Source organism: Aliivibrio fischeri (assembly GCF_009727955.1).
Taxonomy (GTDB): Bacteria; Pseudomonadota; Gammaproteobacteria; order Enterobacterales; family Vibrionaceae; genus Aliivibrio; species Aliivibrio fischeri_A.
The window spans coordinates 79,732-93,993 of record NZ_WOBR01000016.1 but is presented as its reverse complement, the minus strand read 5'-3'; the positions used below and the strand labels follow the sequence as shown (position 1 = coordinate 93,993).

Below are 14,262 nucleotides of genomic sequence, written 5' to 3'. Positions count from 1 at the left end.
AACAGGCGACATCACTCTACCAGAAGGCGTAGAAATGGTAATGCCAGGTGACAACGTTCAAATGACGGTTGAGCTAATCGCTCCAATCGCAATGGACGAAGGTCTACGCTTCGCGATCCGTGAAGGTGGCCGTACAGTTGGTGCTGGTGTTGTTGCTAAAATCTTCGCTTAATAGCTAAAGATTTTGCGATATTCCGCATGACTAAAAAAGGAAGCTTCGGCTTCCTTTTTTGTTGCTTGTAAGAAAATATAATTTTTTTCGTTTGTTTTTCAAACAATGCTTGCAACTAAAAGTGTGATCTGTATAATGCATCGCACTGGTTAAGCCAGTTGTGAACCAATGAGCAGCGAGGAAAGTGCTTATTCCTACAGAGTAGGGTAAGTTACTTAGAATGTATACTCAGCTTATGTTCGCGGTTAATATTATTAGAACTTAAACTTTTAGATTAATTTCTAATATAAGTTAACTGACAATGTGTCCTAATTTTGGACCTATGGTTTCACATAAATCAATCGGCATTCTCTCGTTCTTACGGGATTGAGTGGCGATATTGTTTGTGTATTTATTATTGGAGCTCTGTCTCATGCAGAACCAACGTATTCGTATCCGCCTAAAGGCATTCGATTATAAACTAATCGATCAGTCTACAGCGGAGATCGTTGAAACAGCTAAGCGCACTGGCGCTCAGGTTCGTGGTCCTATTCCACTACCTACTCGTAAAGAGCGTTTTACTGTTCTTACTTCTCCTCACGTTAACAAAGACGCACGTGACCAGTACGAAATCCGTACTCACAAGCGTTTAATCGACATTGTTGAGCCAACAGATAAAACTGTTGACGCACTAATGCGTTTAGACCTTGCTGCTGGCGTTGATGTTCAAATTAGCCTAGGTTAAGGGGAGATTATTATGATTGGTCTAGTCGGTCGTAAAGTGGGCATGACCCGCATCTTTACCGAAGAAGGCGTTTCTATCCCAGTAACTGTTGTTGAAGTTGAAGCTAACCGTGTTTCTCAAGTGAAAACTGTTGAAACTGATGGCTACAATGCAATTCAAGTTACTTGTGGTTCTAAGAAAGCTAACCGCGTATCTAAACCTGAAGCTGGTCACTTTGCGAAAGCAGGTGTTGAAGCAGGTCGTGGTCTTTGGGAATTCCGTTTAGAAAACGGTGAAGAATTCGCAGTAGGCGCTGAGCTAACTGTTGAAGTTTTCAACGAAATCAAAAAAGTAGACGTTACTGGTACATCTAAAGGTAAGGGCTTCCAAGGCGCTGTTAAGCGTTGGAACTTCCGTACTCAAGATATGACTCACGGTAACTCTTTGTCTCACCGTGCACCGGGTTCAATTGGCCAATGTCAAACTCCAGGTCGCGTATTCAAAGGCAAAAAAATGGCAGGTCACATGGGTGCTGAGCGTGTTACGACTCAAAACCTAGAGATCGTACGTGTTGACGCTGAGCGCAATCTGCTTCTTATTAAAGGTGCAGTACCAGGCTCAACAGGTGGCAACGTGATCGTTAAACCAGCTGTTAAAGCATAACGTCTTAGGAGTAAGTAATGGAATTAATGGTTAAAGGTGCTGATGCACTAACTGTTTCCGAAACTACTTTCGGACGTGAGTTTAACGAAGCTCTTGTACACCAAGTAGTTGTTGCATATGCAGCAGGTGCTCGTCAAGGCACTCGTGCTCAAAAAACACGTTCAGAAGTATCTGGCGGTGGCGCTAAGCCATGGCGTCAAAAAGGTACAGGCCGAGCTCGTGCGGGTACTATTCGTAGCCCAATCTGGCGTACAGGTGGTGTTACTTTTGCTGCGAAACCACAAGATCACAGCCAAAAAGTAAACAAAAAAATGTACCGTGGTGCTCTTAAGAGCATTCTTTCTGAGTTAGTTCGTCAAGATCGTCTGATCGTTGTAGATAACTTCTCAGTTGAAGCACCAAAAACTAAAGAGCTAGTTGCTAAGCTTAAAGAGCTTGAGCTTAACGATGTTCTTATCGTAACTGGCGAAGTAGACGAGAATCTATTCTTAGCTGCTCGTAACCTATACAAAGTTGACGCACGTGACGTTGCTGGTATTGATCCAGTATCTCTAGTTGCATTCGACAAGGTTCTAATGACTGCAGCTGCAGTTAAGCAAGTTGAGGAGATGCTGGCATGATCAATGAAGAGCGTCTACTAAAAGTTCTACGTGGCCCACTAATCTCTGAAAAAGCAACAATGGCTGCTGAAGGCAATAACACTATTGTTTTCAAAGTAGCAATTAATGCAACTAAAAAAGAGATTAAAGCAGCTGTAGAAAAGTTGTTTGAAGTTGAAGTTAAGTCTGTAAATACTCTTATCACTAAGGGTAAAACTAAACGTCAAGGTTTACGCCAAGGCCGTCGTTCTGACGTGAAAAAAGCGTACGTAATCTTGAAAGAAGGTCAAGACTTAGACTTCGTTGGCGGCGCGGAATAACAGGAGTAGTTAAAAATGGCTATTGTTAAATGTAAGCCGACTTCCCCTGGTCGTCGTCACGTTGTTAAAATCGTTAACGCTGACCTACACAAGGGTAAACCATACGCACCACTTCTAGAGAAAAACTCTAAGAACGGTGGTCGTAACAATAACGGTCGTATCACAGTACGTCACGTTGGTGGTGGTCACAAGCAACACTACCGTCTAATTGACTTTAAACGTACAAAAGATGGCATTCCAGCTGTTGTTGAACGTTTAGAATACGATCCAAACCGTAGTGCAAACATTGCACTAGTTCTGTTCGCAGACGGTGAGCGTCGTTACATTATCGCACCAAAAGGCATTCAAGCTGGCGATACAGTACAATCAGGTGTTGATGCGCCAATCAAAGCAGGTAACTGCCTACCATTGCGCAACATCCCAGTAGGTTCTACTGTTCACTGTGTTGAATTAAAACCTGGTAAGGGCGCGCAAATTGCTCGTTCTGCTGGTGCTTATGCACAGATCATTGCACGTGATGGCGCTTACGTTACATTACGTCTACGTTCTGGTGAGATGCGTAAAGTTCTTTCTGAAGGTCGTGCGACTATCGGTGAAGTTGGTAACTCTGAACACATGCTACGTGAGCTAGGTAAAGCTGGTGCTACACGCTGGCGCGGTGTTCGTCCAACAGTTCGCGGTGTTGCAATGAACCCAGTTGATCACCCACACGGTGGTGGTGAAGGTCGTACATCAGGCGGTCGTCACCCAGTATCACCATGGGGTATGCCAACTAAAGGCTTCAAGACTCGTAAGAACAAATCTACTGACAAGTACATTGTACGTCGTCGTAACAAATAATCTATAAAGAGGAATCGCCATGCCACGTTCTCTCAAGAAAGGTCCTTTTATTGACCTACACTTGCTGAAGAAGGTAGAGAAAGCGGTGGAAAGCGGAGACAAAAAGCCTGTTAAGACTTGGTCCCGTCGTTCAATGATCATTCCAACAATGATCAACTTGACCATCGCTGTCCATAATGGTCGCCAACATGTACCAGTTTTCGTAACAGAAGACATGATCGGTCACAAGTTGGGCGAATTTGCACCTACACGTACTTATCGCGGCCACGCTGCTGATAAGAAAGCGAAAAAGCGTTAAGAGGTAGAATATGGAAGCTATTGCTAAACATCGTTTTGCCGGTATTTCACCACAGAAAGCTCGCCTAGTTGCGGACCAAGTACGTGGTAAATCTGTAGACCAAGCTCTAGAAATCCTAACTTTCAGCAACAAAAAAGCTGCTGTATTAGTGAAGAAAGTTCTTGAGTCTGCAATCGCAAACGCTGAACACAACGAAGGTGCAGATATCGACGATCTAAATGTCGCTAAAATCTTCGTAGATGAAGGCCCTATCATGAAGCGTATTATGCCTCGTGCTAAAGGTCGTGCAGATCGCATCTTGAAGCGTTCAAGCCACATCACTATCGTTGTAGCTGATCGTTAAAGACTAGGAGATTAAGCAAATGGGTCAAAAAGTACATCCTAATGGTATTCGTCTTGGCATCGTTAAGCCTTGGAATGCTACATGGTTTGCTAGTAGCCAAGAGTTCGCTGACAACCTAGACGGCGACTTCAAGGTACGTCAGTATCTTACTAAAGAACTGAAAAAAGCATCTCTATCACGCATCGTTATCGAGCGTCCTGCTAAGAGCATCCGTGTGACTATTCACACTGCTCGTCCAGGCGTTGTAATCGGTAAGAAAGGTGAAGACGTAGAGAAACTACGCGCAGGCGTAGCAAAAATCGCAGGTGTTCCAGCGCAAATTAACATTGCTGAAGTACGTAAACCTGAGCTTGACGGTCAGCTAGTTGCTGATAGCATCGCGTCTCAACTTGAGCGTCGTGTTATGTTCCGTCGTGCTATGAAGCGTGCTGTACAAAATGCAATGCGTCTTGGCGCTAAAGGCATCAAAGTGGAAGTAAGCGGTCGTTTAGGCGGCGCTGAAATTGCACGTTCTGAGTGGTACCGTGAAGGTCGTGTGCCTCTACATACTCTACGTGCTGACATTGATTACGCAACTTCTTCGGCTCACACTCAATACGGTGTGATCGGCGTTAAAGTTTGGATCTTCAAAGGTGAAGTTCTAGGCGGTATGCCAGCTGCTAACGCAGTAGAGCCTAAGGCTGACAAGCCTAAGAAGCAGCGCAGAAGCCGTAAGTAAGGAGCCGACTGATGCTACAACCAAAACGTACTAAGTTCCGTAAGGTTATGACTGGTCGTAACCGTGGTCTTGCTAAAGGTACTGAAGTAAGCTTCGGCGACTTCGGTCTTAAAGCTGTAGGCCGTGGTCGTCTAACTGCTCGTCAGATTGAAGCGGCTCGTCGTGCTATGACGCGTCACATTAAGCGTCAAGGTCAAATCTGGATCCGTGTGTTCCCAGACAAACCTATCACAGAAAAACCGCTTGAAGTTCGTCAAGGTAAGGGTAAAGGTAACGTTGAGTACTGGGTAGCCCAAATCCAACCTGGAAAGGTTATGTACGAAATGAACGGCGTACCTGAAGAGTTGGCACGTGAAGCGTTCCGCCTAGCGGCACGTAAACTGCCTATCAAAACTACTTTTGTAACTAAGCAGGTGATGTGATGAAAGCACAAGATCTACGCGAGAAAAACGTTGAAGAGCTAAATGAAGAGCTTCTGAATTTGCTACGTGAACAGTTCAACTTGCGCATGCAAGCTGCGACTGGTCAACTACAGCAAACTCACACTCTGAAAGCTGTACGTCGTGATATCGCACGTGTTAAAACTTTACTGAATGAGAAGGCTGGCGCATAATGAGCGAGAAAATTCGTACTATGCAAGGTCGTGTAATTAGCGACAAAATGGACAAGTCTATTGTTGTTGCTATTGAACGCATGGTGAAACACCCGATCTACGGTAAATACATCAAGCGCACGACTAAGCTTCACGCACATGATGAAAACAACGAATGTGGCCTAGGCGACACAGTTGAGATTCGTGAATGTCGTCCACTATCTAAGACTAAGTCTTGGACATTGGTAAACATTGTAGAAAAAGCAAAAGCTTAATTTGTTGATTCTATAGCGACTTTAAGCGGCTCCGAATTTTTTTTGGGGCCGTTTATTTTTTGACTACCTTTATTTAAAAAATGGTGATACAATCCCCATCCCTTTTAAAGAGGCAGCCCGACCCGTGATGGGTCTAGTTTTAAATATTTAGCGGAGCACTAACAATGATCCAAATGCAAAGTACACTTGACGCTGCAGATAACTCTGGTGCGCGCAAGGTAATGTGTATTAAGGTTCTGGGTGGCTCTCACCGCCGTTATGCACATATCGGAGATATCATCAAAGTTACTGTTAAGGAAGCAATTCCTCGCGGTAAAGTTAAAAAAGGTGATGTTCTGAAGGCGGTAGTAGTGCGCACCCGTAAAGGCGTTCGTCGCCCAGACGGTTCTATCATTCGCTTCGACCGTAATGCTTGCGTATTGTTGAATGACACTACTGAGCAACCAGTCGGTACACGTATCTTTGGTCCAGTGACTCGTGAACTTCGTAATGCGAAATTCATGAAAATCGTTTCACTAGCACCAGAAGTTCTGTAAGGAGCGGCACAAAATGGCAGCTAAAATCCGTCGTAATGACGAAGTAATCGTTCTTGTCGGTAAAGATAAAGGCAAGAAAGGTAAAGTAACTAAGGTTCTTGAAACTGGTAAAGTTATCGTTGAAGGTATCAACCTTGTTAAGAAACACCAAAAGCCTGTACCGGCTCTTGGTCAACAAGGCGGTATTGTTGAGAAAGAAGCAGCTATTGATGCTTCTAACATCGCAATCTACAACGAAGCAACTGGTAAAGCGGACCGTATCGGTTTCCGTTTTGAAGAAGGCAAAAAAGTGCGTTTCTTCAAATCTAACGGTGAAACAATTAAGTAATTTGGAGTTCTACTATGGCGAAACTGCATGATTACTACAAGTCGTCTGTAGTCGCTGAGCTTACCAAAGAGTTCAGCTACACAAGCGTCATGCAAGTCCCTAGGGTTGAAAAGATCACCCTAAACATGGGTGTTGGTGAAGCAATCAACGATAAGAAACTACTAGAAAACGCAGCTGCTGATATGGCAATTATCTCTGGTCAAAAACCATTGATTACTAAAGCGCGTAAATCTGTAGCTGGTTTCAAAATCCGTGAAGGCTACCCAATCGGTTGTAAAGTAACCCTGCGTGGCGAACGTATGTGGGAATTCTTAGAGCGTTTAATCTCTATTGCACTTCCACGAGTACGTGATTTCCGTGGTGTTAGCGCGAAGTCTTTTGACGGTCGCGGTAACTACAGCATGGGCGTTCGCGAGCAAATCATCTTCCCTGAGATCGACTATGATAAAGTTGATCGTGTACGCGGTCTTGATATTACTATCACGACGTCTGCGAATACAGATGCGGAAGGCCGAGCTCTGCTGGCTGCCTTTAACTTCCCATTCCGTAAGTAAGGTGAAGGGTTACTGTTATGGCTAAACAATCAATGAAAGCACGTGAAGCTAAACGTGCGAAACTTGTAGCTAAGTTCGCTGAAAAGCGCGCTGCGTTAAAAGTTCTAATTAGCGATGTAAATGCTTCTGAAGAAGAGCGTTGGGATGCAGTTCTTAAACTGCAAGCTCTACCTCGTGATTCAAGTGCATCACGTCAGCGTAATCGTTGCAACCAAACTGGTCGTCCACACGGTTACCTACGTAAGTTCGGTTTAAGCCGTATTAAGGTTCGTGAAGCTTGCATGAAAGGCGAGATTCCGGGTCTTCGTAAGGCTAGCTGGTAATTGCCACTTAATCATTTGGAGTAAATCTTATGAGCATGCAAGATCCGATTTCGGATATGCTGACCCGCGTTCGCAACGGTCAATCAGCAAACAAAGTTGCTGTTAAAATGCCTTCTTCAAAGCTTAAAGTTGCAATCGCTGCACTACTTAAAGCTGAAGGCTACATCGCTGATTTCGCTGTTGAAGGCGACATCAAACCTGAGCTAGAAATCACTTTAAAGTATTTCCAAGCTAAACCAGTTATCGAGCAAATCCAACGTGTTTCTCGTCCAGGTCTTCGTGTTTACAAGAAGAACGACGCGTTACCATCTGTAATGGGTGGTCTTGGTATTGCTGTTGTTTCTACATCAAAAGGCCTTATGTCTGACCGCGCTGCGCGTAAAGCTGGTCTTGGTGGCGAAATCATCTGCTACGTAGCTTAATAGGAGTAGGATATGTCTCGTGTTGCTAAAGCACCTGTAGTAATTCCTGCTGGCGTAGAAGTGAAACTGAACGGCCAGGAAATCACTATCAAAGGTGGTAAAGGTGAACTAACTCGCGTTCTTAACGACGCTGTAGTTGTTTCACAAGAAGATAACACTATTGTATTTGGTCCACGCGAAGGCGTTACCAATGCTTGGGCTCAAGCTGGTACAGCTCGTGCACTAGTAAACAATATGGTTATCGGTGTAAATGAAGGCTTTACTAAGAAGCTAATTCTTAAAGGTGTAGGTTACCGTGCTGCTATGAAAGGCAACGCTGTAGGCCTAACTCTTGGCTTCTCACACCCAGTAGAGCACGCTCTACCAGAAGGTATTAAAGCTGAGTGTCCAACTCAAACTGAGATCGTTGTAACTGGTTGTGATAAGCAATTAGTTGGTCAAGTTGCTGCGGACCTTCGTTCATACCGTCAGCCTGAACCTTACAAAGGTAAAGGTGTTCGTTACGCCGATGAAATCGTGCGTACTAAAGAAGCTAAGAAGAAGTAGGGTATCACTATGGATAAGAAAGCATCTCGCATCCGTCGTGCTACACGTGCACGTCGTAAGATCGCTGAACTGTGTGCAACTCGCCTTGTAGTACACCGTACTCCGCGTCATACGTACGCTCAGGTAATCGCACCAAACGGCTCAGAGGTTATCGCTGCCGCTTCTACTGTAGAAAAGGCAATCCGTGAGCAACTTGGAAACACTAGCAACAAAGCTGCTGCTGAAGCAATTGGTAAACTAATTGCTGAGCGCGCTATCGAAAAAGGCATTACTAATGTTGCTTTCGATCGTTCTGGTTTCCAATACCACGGCCGAGTAGCGGCGCTAGCAGAATCTGCTCGCGAAGCTGGTCTGAAATTCTAAGGTAGGGTTGGAAGATGGCTAAAGAACAACAACAAGCTACAGATTTGAACGAAAAGCTAATTGCTGTTAACCGTGTTTCTAAAACGGTTAAAGGTGGTCGAATCTTTAGTTTTACTGCACTAACAGTTGTTGGTGACGGTAACGGTCGCGTAGGTTTCGGTTACGGCAAAGCTCGTGAAGTACCTGCTGCGATTCAAAAATCAATGGAAAAAGCACGTCGTAACATGTTTACGATTGCACTTAACGAAGGTACTCTTCACCACGCTGTTAAAGGTCGCCACACTGGTTCTAAAGTGTACATGCAACCAGCTGCAGAAGGTACTGGTATCATCGCTGGTGGTGCGATGCGTGCAGTACTAGAAGTTGTGGGTGTCCGCAACGTACTAGCTAAAGCTTACGGCTCTACTAACCCAATCAACGTTGTTCGCGCAACGATCGCTGGTCTAAGTAGCGTTAAGTCACCTGAGATGGTAGCTGCTAAGCGTGGTCTAACTGTTGAATCTATTTCGGAGTAAGAACCATGTCTAAAACTATCAAAGTAACTCAGACTAAAAGCTCAATCGGTCGCCTACCTAAGCACATCTTGTGCCTTAAAGGTCTAGGTCTTCGTCGCATCAACCATACAGTAGAAGTTGAAGATACACCGTGTACTCGCGGCATGATCAACAAAGTTTACTACATGGTTAAAGTTGAGGAGTAATCAGAATGCGTTTGAATACTCTATCACCGGCTGCTGGCTCTAAACCTTCTAAGAAGCGTGTAGGTCGTGGTATCGGTTCTGGCCTAGGTAAAACTGGTGGCCGTGGTCACAAAGGCCAAAAATCACGTTCTGGCGGTAAAGTTCGCGCTGGTTTTGAAGGCGGTCAAATGCCTCTAAAACAACGTCTACCTAAATTTGGCTTTACTTCACGTAAGAGCCTAGTAACTGCAGAAGTTCGTCTAAGCGAACTTGCTAAAGTTGAAGGTAACGTAATCGATCTAAACAGCCTTAAAGCTGCTAACGTAATCACTAAGAACATTGAGTTCGCGAAAGTTGTACTTTCTGGTGAAATCGCTACTGCTGTAACTGTTAAAGGTCTACGCGTAACGAAAGGCGCTAAAGCTGCGATCGAAGCTGCAGGCGGTAAGATCGAGGAATAATCCTCGAAGGATGAGGTACAATGGCAAAGAAACCAGGAAAAGAAGTAAATAGTGCTCAGAGCGGCCTAGCTGAACTGAAATCGCGTCTGTTATTTGTTATAGGTGCGCTTTTAGTGTTCCGAGCAGGCTCATTTGTGCCAATTCCTGGGATTGACGCTGCTGTCCTTGCTGATCTTTTCGAACAGCAGCAGGGTACCATCATTGAACTGTTTAACATGTTCTCTGGTGGTGCACTGTCGCGTGCCTCAATTCTAGCTCTAGGTATTATGCCGTATATTTCGGCATCTATCGTTGTTCAACTTTTAACAGTTGTTCATCCACCTCTAGCTGAATTGAAAAAAGAAGGTGAGTCTGGTCGTCGTAAGATTAATCAGTACACACGTTATGGCACCTTGGTGCTGGCTACATTCCAAGCAATTGGTATTGCAACCGGTCTACCAAGCATGATTCCAGGGTTAGTTGCTAACCCTGACATGATGTTCTATCTGACAGCTACAGTAAGTTTAGTAACTGGTACCATGTTCTTAATGTGGTTAGGTGAACAAATTACTGAGCGTGGCATCGGTAACGGTATATCTTTGATTATTTTCACAGGTATCGTTGCAGGTTTACCACCAGCTATCGGTGAAACGATCCAGCAGGCGCGTCAAGGTGAACTGCACGTGCTTCTTCTATTACTAATTGCAGTGATCTCATTTGCAGTTATCTACTTTGTAGTGTTCATGGAGCGTGGTCAACGTCGTATCGTCGTTAACTATGCGAAACGTCAGCAAGGCCGTAAGGTATTTGCAGCTCAAAGTACTCACTTGCCACTTAAAATTAATATGGCTGGTGTGATTCCTGCAATTTTTGCATCAAGTATTATACTATTCCCTGGGACATTGGCTCAGTGGTTTGGTGGTAACGGTGAAGGAACATTCGGTTGGTTAACTGATGTTTCAATGGCATTAAGTCCAGGTCAACCGTTATACGTAATGCTTTATGCAGCAGCAATTATCTTCTTCTGTTTCTTCTATACTGCGTTGGTGTTTAACCCGCGTGAAACAGCTGATAACTTGAAGAAGTCTGGTGCATTCGTACCCGGAATCCGCCCAGGTGAACAGACTACGAAATATATTGATAAAGTTATGACACGTCTAACCCTTGCTGGTGCGATGTACATTACCTTTATCTGTCTGATTCCCGAGTTTATGATGATCGCTTGGAACGTACGCTTCTATTTTGGCGGTACTTCCCTACTAATCGTAGTTGTTGTTATCATGGACTTTATGGCACAGGTTCAGACTCATCTGATGTCTCAACAGTATGAGTCCGTGTTGAAGAAGGCTAATCTGAAAGGCTACGGTCGTTAATTTCAGATTCCAATTTTACGGAGTTTAGCAATGAAAGTTCGTGCTTCCGTTAAAAAAATCTGCCGCAACTGTAAAGTTATTAAGCGCAACGGTGTTGTGCGTGTAATTTGCGTTGAACCAAAGCATAAGCAACGCCAAGGTTAATTAGCAGAAATTTTTACTTGATATATTAAGTTAGGCCGAGTATTATTCTCGGCCTACCTTTTGTGTGCAAAAGAAGTAGTTATAGTCGCAACGTATCCTCAACGGGCTTTGTTGCGGCTCTTCTTAAGAAAAAGTACTAGGAGTGAATAGTGGCCCGTATAGCAGGCATTAACATTCCTGATCATAAACACGCTGTAATCGCTTTAACAGCGATCTACGGCATCGGTAAAACTCGCTCTCAAGCTATCCTAGCTGAAGTGGGTATTGCTGAAGATGTTAAGATCAGTGAACTGAATGATGAGCAGATTGATATTCTGCGTGATGGTGTTGCCAAATACACTGTAGAAGGCGACCTACGTCGTGAAGTATCGATGAACATTAAGCGTCTTATGGACCTTGGTTGTTATCGTGGTCTTCGTCACCGTCGCAGTCTACCGTTACGTGGACAGCGTACTAAAACCAACGCACGTACCCGTAAAGGTCCGCGCAAGCCGATCAAAAAATAATCGGATAAGGTAGAGAGTACAATGGCAAAACAACCTACTCGCGCTCGTAAGCGCGTTCGCAAGCAAGTAGCGGATGGCGTAGCGCACATCCATGCTTCTTTCAACAACACAATCGTAACCATTACAGACCGTCAAGGTAACGCACTAGCTTGGGCTACTGCAGGTGGTTCTGGTTTCCGTGGTTCTCGTAAATCTACTCCGTTCGCTGCACAAGTTGCTGCTGAGCGTTGTGGTGAAATGGCCAAAGAATATGGCGTTAAGAACCTAGAAGTTATGGTTAAGGGCCCTGGTCCTGGTCGTGAGTCAACTATCCGTGCATTAAACGCTGCTGGATACCGCATCACAAACATCGTTGATGCTACTCCGATCCCTCATAACGGTTGTCGTCCACCTAAGAAACGTCGCGTTTAAGTTTCGTTTCTAGGAATATTGGAGAAAGAACATGGCAAGATATTTGGGTCCTAAGCTGAAGCTTAGCCGTCGCGAAGGCACAGATTTATTCCTTAAATCTGGTGTACGTGCGATCGATACCAAGTGTAAAATTGATAACGCTCCAGGTGTACACGGCGCTCGTCGCGGTCGTCTATCTGAATATGGCGTTCAGCTTCGTGAGAAGCAAAAAGTTCGTCGTATGTACGGCGTTCTAGAAAAACAATTCCGTAACTACTATAAAGATGCTGCTCGCCTTAAAGGCAACACAGGTGAAAACCTGCTTCAGCTTCTTGAAGGTCGTCTAGATAACGTAGTTTACCGTATGGGCTTTGGCGCAACTCGTGCTGAATCTCGCCAACTAGTTAGCCATAAGTCTATCCTAGTTAATGGTAAAGTTGTTAACGTTCCTTCTTTCAAAGTTGCGGCTAACGACGTTGTTTCAATCCGTGAAAAAGCTAAACAGCAATCACGTATTAAAGCTGCTCTAGAAGTTGCTGAACAACGCGAAAAACCAACTTGGATTGAAGTAGATGCTGGCAAAATGGAAGGTACGTTTAAGCGTCTTCCAGAACGTTCTGATTTGTCTGCCGACATCAACGAACACTTGATCGTCGAGCTTTACTCTAAGTAAGGCTTAAATAAAGAGAGGACACAATGCAGGGTTCTGTAACAGAATTTCTAAAGCCACGTCTTGTTGACATTGAACAAGTCAGCACGACTCATGCAAAAGTAACTCTTGAGCCGTTAGAGCGTGGTTTCGGCCACACTCTAGGTAACGCTCTACGTCGTATTTTACTATCTTCAATGCCGGGTTGTGCCGTAACTGAAGTGGAAATCGAAGGCGTATTACACGAGTACAGCACCAAAGAAGGTGTTCAGGAAGATATCCTTGAAATCCTTCTGAACCTTAAAGGCCTAGCCGTTAAGGTTGAGGGTAAAGATGAAGTTATCATTACTCTTAACAAGTCTGGTGCAGGCCCTGTTGTTGCAGGTGACATCACCCATGATGGTGATGTTGAGATTGCGAACCCAGAGCACGTAATCTGCCACTTGACTGATGACAATGCTGAAATCAGCATGAGAATCAAGGTAGAGCGTGGTCGCGGCTACGTACCATCAACAGCTCGTATCCATACTGAAGAAGATGAGCGTCCAATTGGTCGTTTGCTTGTCGATGCAACTTACAGCCCAGTAGATAAAATTTCTTACGCGGTTGAAGCGGCACGTGTTGAGCAACGTACTGACTTAGACAAACTTGTTATCGATATGGAAACAAATGGTACGCTTGATCCTGAGGAAGCTATCCGTCGTGCAGCTACAATTTTAGCTGAGCAACTGGATGCATTCGTAGATCTTCGTGATGTACGTGTTCCTGAAGAAAAAGAAGAGAAGCCAGAGTTCGATCCGATCCTACTGCGTCCTGTAGACGATCTTGAACTAACGGTTCGCTCTGCTAACTGTTTGAAAGCAGAAGCGATTCACTACATTGGTGATCTGGTGCAGCGCACTGAGGTTGAGTTACTTAAGACTCCAAACCTTGGTAAGAAATCTTTAACTGAAATTAAAGATGTTCTAGCTTCACGTGGACTTTCTTTAGGTATGCGCCTAGAGAACTGGCCACCAGCGTCTATCGCTGAAGATTAATCAGTTCACTAATTATCTAGTTAGAAGGATTAGGTCATGCGCCATCGTAAGAGTGGTCGTCAACTCAACCGCAACAGCAGCCATCGCAAAGCGATGTTTAGCAACATGGCTAGCTCATTAGTTCGTCACGAAATTATCAAGACGACTTTGCCAAAAGCAAAAGAGCTACGTCGCGTAGTTGAGCCTTTGATTACATTAGCTAAGACTGACAGTGTTGCTAACCGTCGTCTAGCATTTGCTCGCACTCGTGATAACGAAGTTGTAGCAAAACTATTCACCGAGTTAGGTCCACGCTTTGCACAACGTGCTGGTGGTTACACTCGTATTCTGAAGTGCGGTTTCCGTGCAGGTGACAAAGCTCCAATGGCATACATTGAGCTTGTAGATCGCCCAGAAGTAGAAGCAGACGCTGAGTAATCAGAATAAGCTTTAAGAAAAAACCGAGTCTT

Annotated in this window: 29 protein-coding genes; all 29 read left to right on the top strand. The window is 44.6% G+C overall.

Translation table 11 applies throughout. The features are described 5' to 3' along the window. On the top strand, window positions 1-172 hold a 172-nt coding region (locus tag GNP81_RS18900; RefSeq protein ID WP_459076243.1), incomplete at its 5' end, for an EF-Tu C-terminal domain-related protein. A 412-nt stretch (window positions 173-584) separates the two neighbouring features. After that, window positions 585-896: a 30S ribosomal protein S10 gene (rpsJ, locus tag GNP81_RS18895; protein ID WP_005417222.1), complete on the top strand. Its 312-nt coding sequence runs from the start codon at window positions 585-587 to the stop codon at window positions 894-896. Between the two features lie 12 nt (window positions 897-908). Next, window positions 909-1,538 carry a 50S ribosomal protein L3 gene (gene rplC / locus GNP81_RS18890; RefSeq protein ID WP_005417224.1) on the top strand — a complete coding sequence of 210 codons (630 nt, stop codon included), beginning with the start codon at window positions 909-911 and terminating at the stop codon, window positions 1,536-1,538. Window positions 1,539-1,555: 17 nt separating this feature from the next. Beyond that, window positions 1,556-2,158 (top strand): 50S ribosomal protein L4, encoded by a 603-nt coding sequence (gene rplD, locus GNP81_RS18885; RefSeq protein WP_005417226.1) that lies wholly within the window; start codon window positions 1,556-1,558, stop codon window positions 2,156-2,158. Then, on the top strand, window positions 2,155-2,457 hold the full coding sequence (gene rplW / locus GNP81_RS18880; protein ID WP_005417228.1) for a 50S ribosomal protein L23: 303 nt from the start codon (window positions 2,155-2,157) through the stop codon (window positions 2,455-2,457). Before rplD ends, rplW begins: the two co-directional genes overlap by 4 nt. Window positions 2,458-2,472: 15 nt before the next feature. Beyond that, complete coding sequence (gene rplB, locus GNP81_RS18875) at window positions 2,473-3,297, top strand: 50S ribosomal protein L2 (protein ID WP_005417230.1); 825 nt, start codon at window positions 2,473-2,475, stop codon at window positions 3,295-3,297. A 19-nt stretch (window positions 3,298-3,316) separates the two neighbouring features. Further along, window positions 3,317-3,595, top strand: a complete 279-nt coding sequence (rpsS, locus tag GNP81_RS18870) for a 30S ribosomal protein S19 (protein WP_005417232.1) — start codon at window positions 3,317-3,319, stop codon at window positions 3,593-3,595. A 10-nt stretch (window positions 3,596-3,605) separates the two neighbouring features. After that, window positions 3,606-3,938: a 50S ribosomal protein L22 gene (gene rplV, locus GNP81_RS18865; protein WP_005417234.1), complete on the top strand. Its 333-nt coding sequence runs from the start codon at window positions 3,606-3,608 to the stop codon at window positions 3,936-3,938. Window positions 3,939-3,957: 19 nt separating this feature from the next. Next, window positions 3,958-4,656: a 30S ribosomal protein S3 gene (gene rpsC, locus GNP81_RS18860; RefSeq protein ID WP_005417236.1), complete on the top strand. Its 699-nt coding sequence runs from the start codon at window positions 3,958-3,960 to the stop codon at window positions 4,654-4,656. Between the two features lie 11 nt (window positions 4,657-4,667). Continuing rightward, on the top strand, window positions 4,668-5,078 hold the full coding sequence (rplP, locus tag GNP81_RS18855) for a 50S ribosomal protein L16 (protein WP_005417237.1): 411 nt from the start codon (window positions 4,668-4,670) through the stop codon (window positions 5,076-5,078). Continuing rightward, window positions 5,078-5,269 (top strand): 50S ribosomal protein L29, encoded by a 192-nt coding sequence (gene rpmC, locus GNP81_RS18850; protein ID WP_005417238.1) that lies wholly within the window; start codon window positions 5,078-5,080, stop codon window positions 5,267-5,269. Before rplP ends, rpmC begins: the two co-directional genes overlap by 1 nt. Then, window positions 5,269-5,523 carry a 30S ribosomal protein S17 gene (gene rpsQ, locus GNP81_RS18845; RefSeq protein ID WP_005417239.1) on the top strand — a complete coding sequence of 85 codons (255 nt, stop codon included), beginning with the start codon at window positions 5,269-5,271 and terminating at the stop codon, window positions 5,521-5,523. The genes rpmC and rpsQ overlap by 1 nt, the downstream gene beginning before the upstream one ends. Window positions 5,524-5,687: 164 nt before the next feature. Then, window positions 5,688-6,059, top strand: a complete 372-nt coding sequence (rplN, locus tag GNP81_RS18840) for a 50S ribosomal protein L14 (RefSeq protein ID WP_005417241.1) — start codon at window positions 5,688-5,690, stop codon at window positions 6,057-6,059. A 13-nt stretch (window positions 6,060-6,072) separates the two neighbouring features. Then, window positions 6,073-6,387: a 50S ribosomal protein L24 gene (rplX, locus tag GNP81_RS18835; RefSeq protein ID WP_005417243.1), complete on the top strand. Its 315-nt coding sequence runs from the start codon at window positions 6,073-6,075 to the stop codon at window positions 6,385-6,387. 14 nt (window positions 6,388-6,401) lie between these two features. After that, window positions 6,402-6,941, top strand: a complete 540-nt coding sequence (rplE, locus tag GNP81_RS18830; RefSeq protein WP_005417245.1) for a 50S ribosomal protein L5 — start codon at window positions 6,402-6,404, stop codon at window positions 6,939-6,941. A 17-nt stretch (window positions 6,942-6,958) separates the two neighbouring features. Next, on the top strand, window positions 6,959-7,264 hold the full coding sequence (gene rpsN / locus GNP81_RS18825) for a 30S ribosomal protein S14 (RefSeq protein WP_005417246.1): 306 nt from the start codon (window positions 6,959-6,961) through the stop codon (window positions 7,262-7,264). A gap of 29 nt (window positions 7,265-7,293) precedes the next feature. Beyond that, window positions 7,294-7,686: a 30S ribosomal protein S8 gene (rpsH, locus tag GNP81_RS18820; RefSeq protein ID WP_005417249.1), complete on the top strand. Its 393-nt coding sequence runs from the start codon at window positions 7,294-7,296 to the stop codon at window positions 7,684-7,686. A 12-nt stretch (window positions 7,687-7,698) separates the two neighbouring features. Next, complete coding sequence (gene rplF, locus GNP81_RS18815; RefSeq protein WP_005417251.1) at window positions 7,699-8,232, top strand: 50S ribosomal protein L6; 534 nt, start codon at window positions 7,699-7,701, stop codon at window positions 8,230-8,232. Window positions 8,233-8,241: 9 nt separating this feature from the next. Continuing rightward, the gene (gene rplR / locus GNP81_RS18810) at window positions 8,242-8,595 is read left to right on the top strand and encodes a 50S ribosomal protein L18 (protein ID WP_005417253.1); all 354 of its coding nucleotides are present in this window, start codon (window positions 8,242-8,244) and stop codon (window positions 8,593-8,595) included. 14 nt (window positions 8,596-8,609) lie between these two features. Next, complete coding sequence (rpsE, locus tag GNP81_RS18805; RefSeq protein ID WP_005417255.1) at window positions 8,610-9,110, top strand: 30S ribosomal protein S5; 501 nt, start codon at window positions 8,610-8,612, stop codon at window positions 9,108-9,110. Between the two features lie 5 nt (window positions 9,111-9,115). Further along, window positions 9,116-9,295 (top strand): 50S ribosomal protein L30, encoded by a 180-nt coding sequence (gene rpmD / locus GNP81_RS18800; RefSeq protein ID WP_005417257.1) that lies wholly within the window; start codon window positions 9,116-9,118, stop codon window positions 9,293-9,295. 5 nt (window positions 9,296-9,300) lie between these two features. Then, on the top strand, window positions 9,301-9,735 hold the full coding sequence (gene rplO / locus GNP81_RS18795) for a 50S ribosomal protein L15 (RefSeq protein ID WP_005417259.1): 435 nt from the start codon (window positions 9,301-9,303) through the stop codon (window positions 9,733-9,735). A gap of 20 nt (window positions 9,736-9,755) precedes the next feature. Next, a complete protein-coding gene (secY, locus tag GNP81_RS18790; RefSeq protein ID WP_005417263.1) occupies window positions 9,756-11,087 on the top strand; it encodes a preprotein translocase subunit SecY in 1,332 nt (443 codons plus the stop codon). 30 nt (window positions 11,088-11,117) lie between these two features. Then, window positions 11,118-11,231 carry a 50S ribosomal protein L36 gene (gene rpmJ, locus GNP81_RS18785; protein WP_005417265.1) on the top strand — a complete coding sequence of 38 codons (114 nt, stop codon included), beginning with the start codon at window positions 11,118-11,120 and terminating at the stop codon, window positions 11,229-11,231. A gap of 149 nt (window positions 11,232-11,380) precedes the next feature. Further along, the gene (rpsM, locus tag GNP81_RS18780; protein ID WP_005417266.1) at window positions 11,381-11,737 is read left to right on the top strand and encodes a 30S ribosomal protein S13; all 357 of its coding nucleotides are present in this window, start codon (window positions 11,381-11,383) and stop codon (window positions 11,735-11,737) included. Between the two features lie 21 nt (window positions 11,738-11,758). Beyond that, window positions 11,759-12,148 (top strand): 30S ribosomal protein S11, encoded by a 390-nt coding sequence (gene rpsK, locus GNP81_RS18775; RefSeq protein ID WP_005303517.1) that lies wholly within the window; start codon window positions 11,759-11,761, stop codon window positions 12,146-12,148. A gap of 31 nt (window positions 12,149-12,179) precedes the next feature. Beyond that, on the top strand, window positions 12,180-12,800 hold the full coding sequence (gene rpsD / locus GNP81_RS18770; RefSeq protein WP_005417269.1) for a 30S ribosomal protein S4: 621 nt from the start codon (window positions 12,180-12,182) through the stop codon (window positions 12,798-12,800). A gap of 23 nt (window positions 12,801-12,823) precedes the next feature. Further along, on the top strand, window positions 12,824-13,813 hold the full coding sequence (locus GNP81_RS18765; protein WP_005417271.1) for a DNA-directed RNA polymerase subunit alpha: 990 nt from the start codon (window positions 12,824-12,826) through the stop codon (window positions 13,811-13,813). Window positions 13,814-13,849: 36 nt separating this feature from the next. Next, the gene (gene rplQ, locus GNP81_RS18760) at window positions 13,850-14,230 is read left to right on the top strand and encodes a 50S ribosomal protein L17 (RefSeq protein WP_005417273.1); all 381 of its coding nucleotides are present in this window, start codon (window positions 13,850-13,852) and stop codon (window positions 14,228-14,230) included. Window positions 14,231-14,262 lie beyond the last annotated feature (32 nt).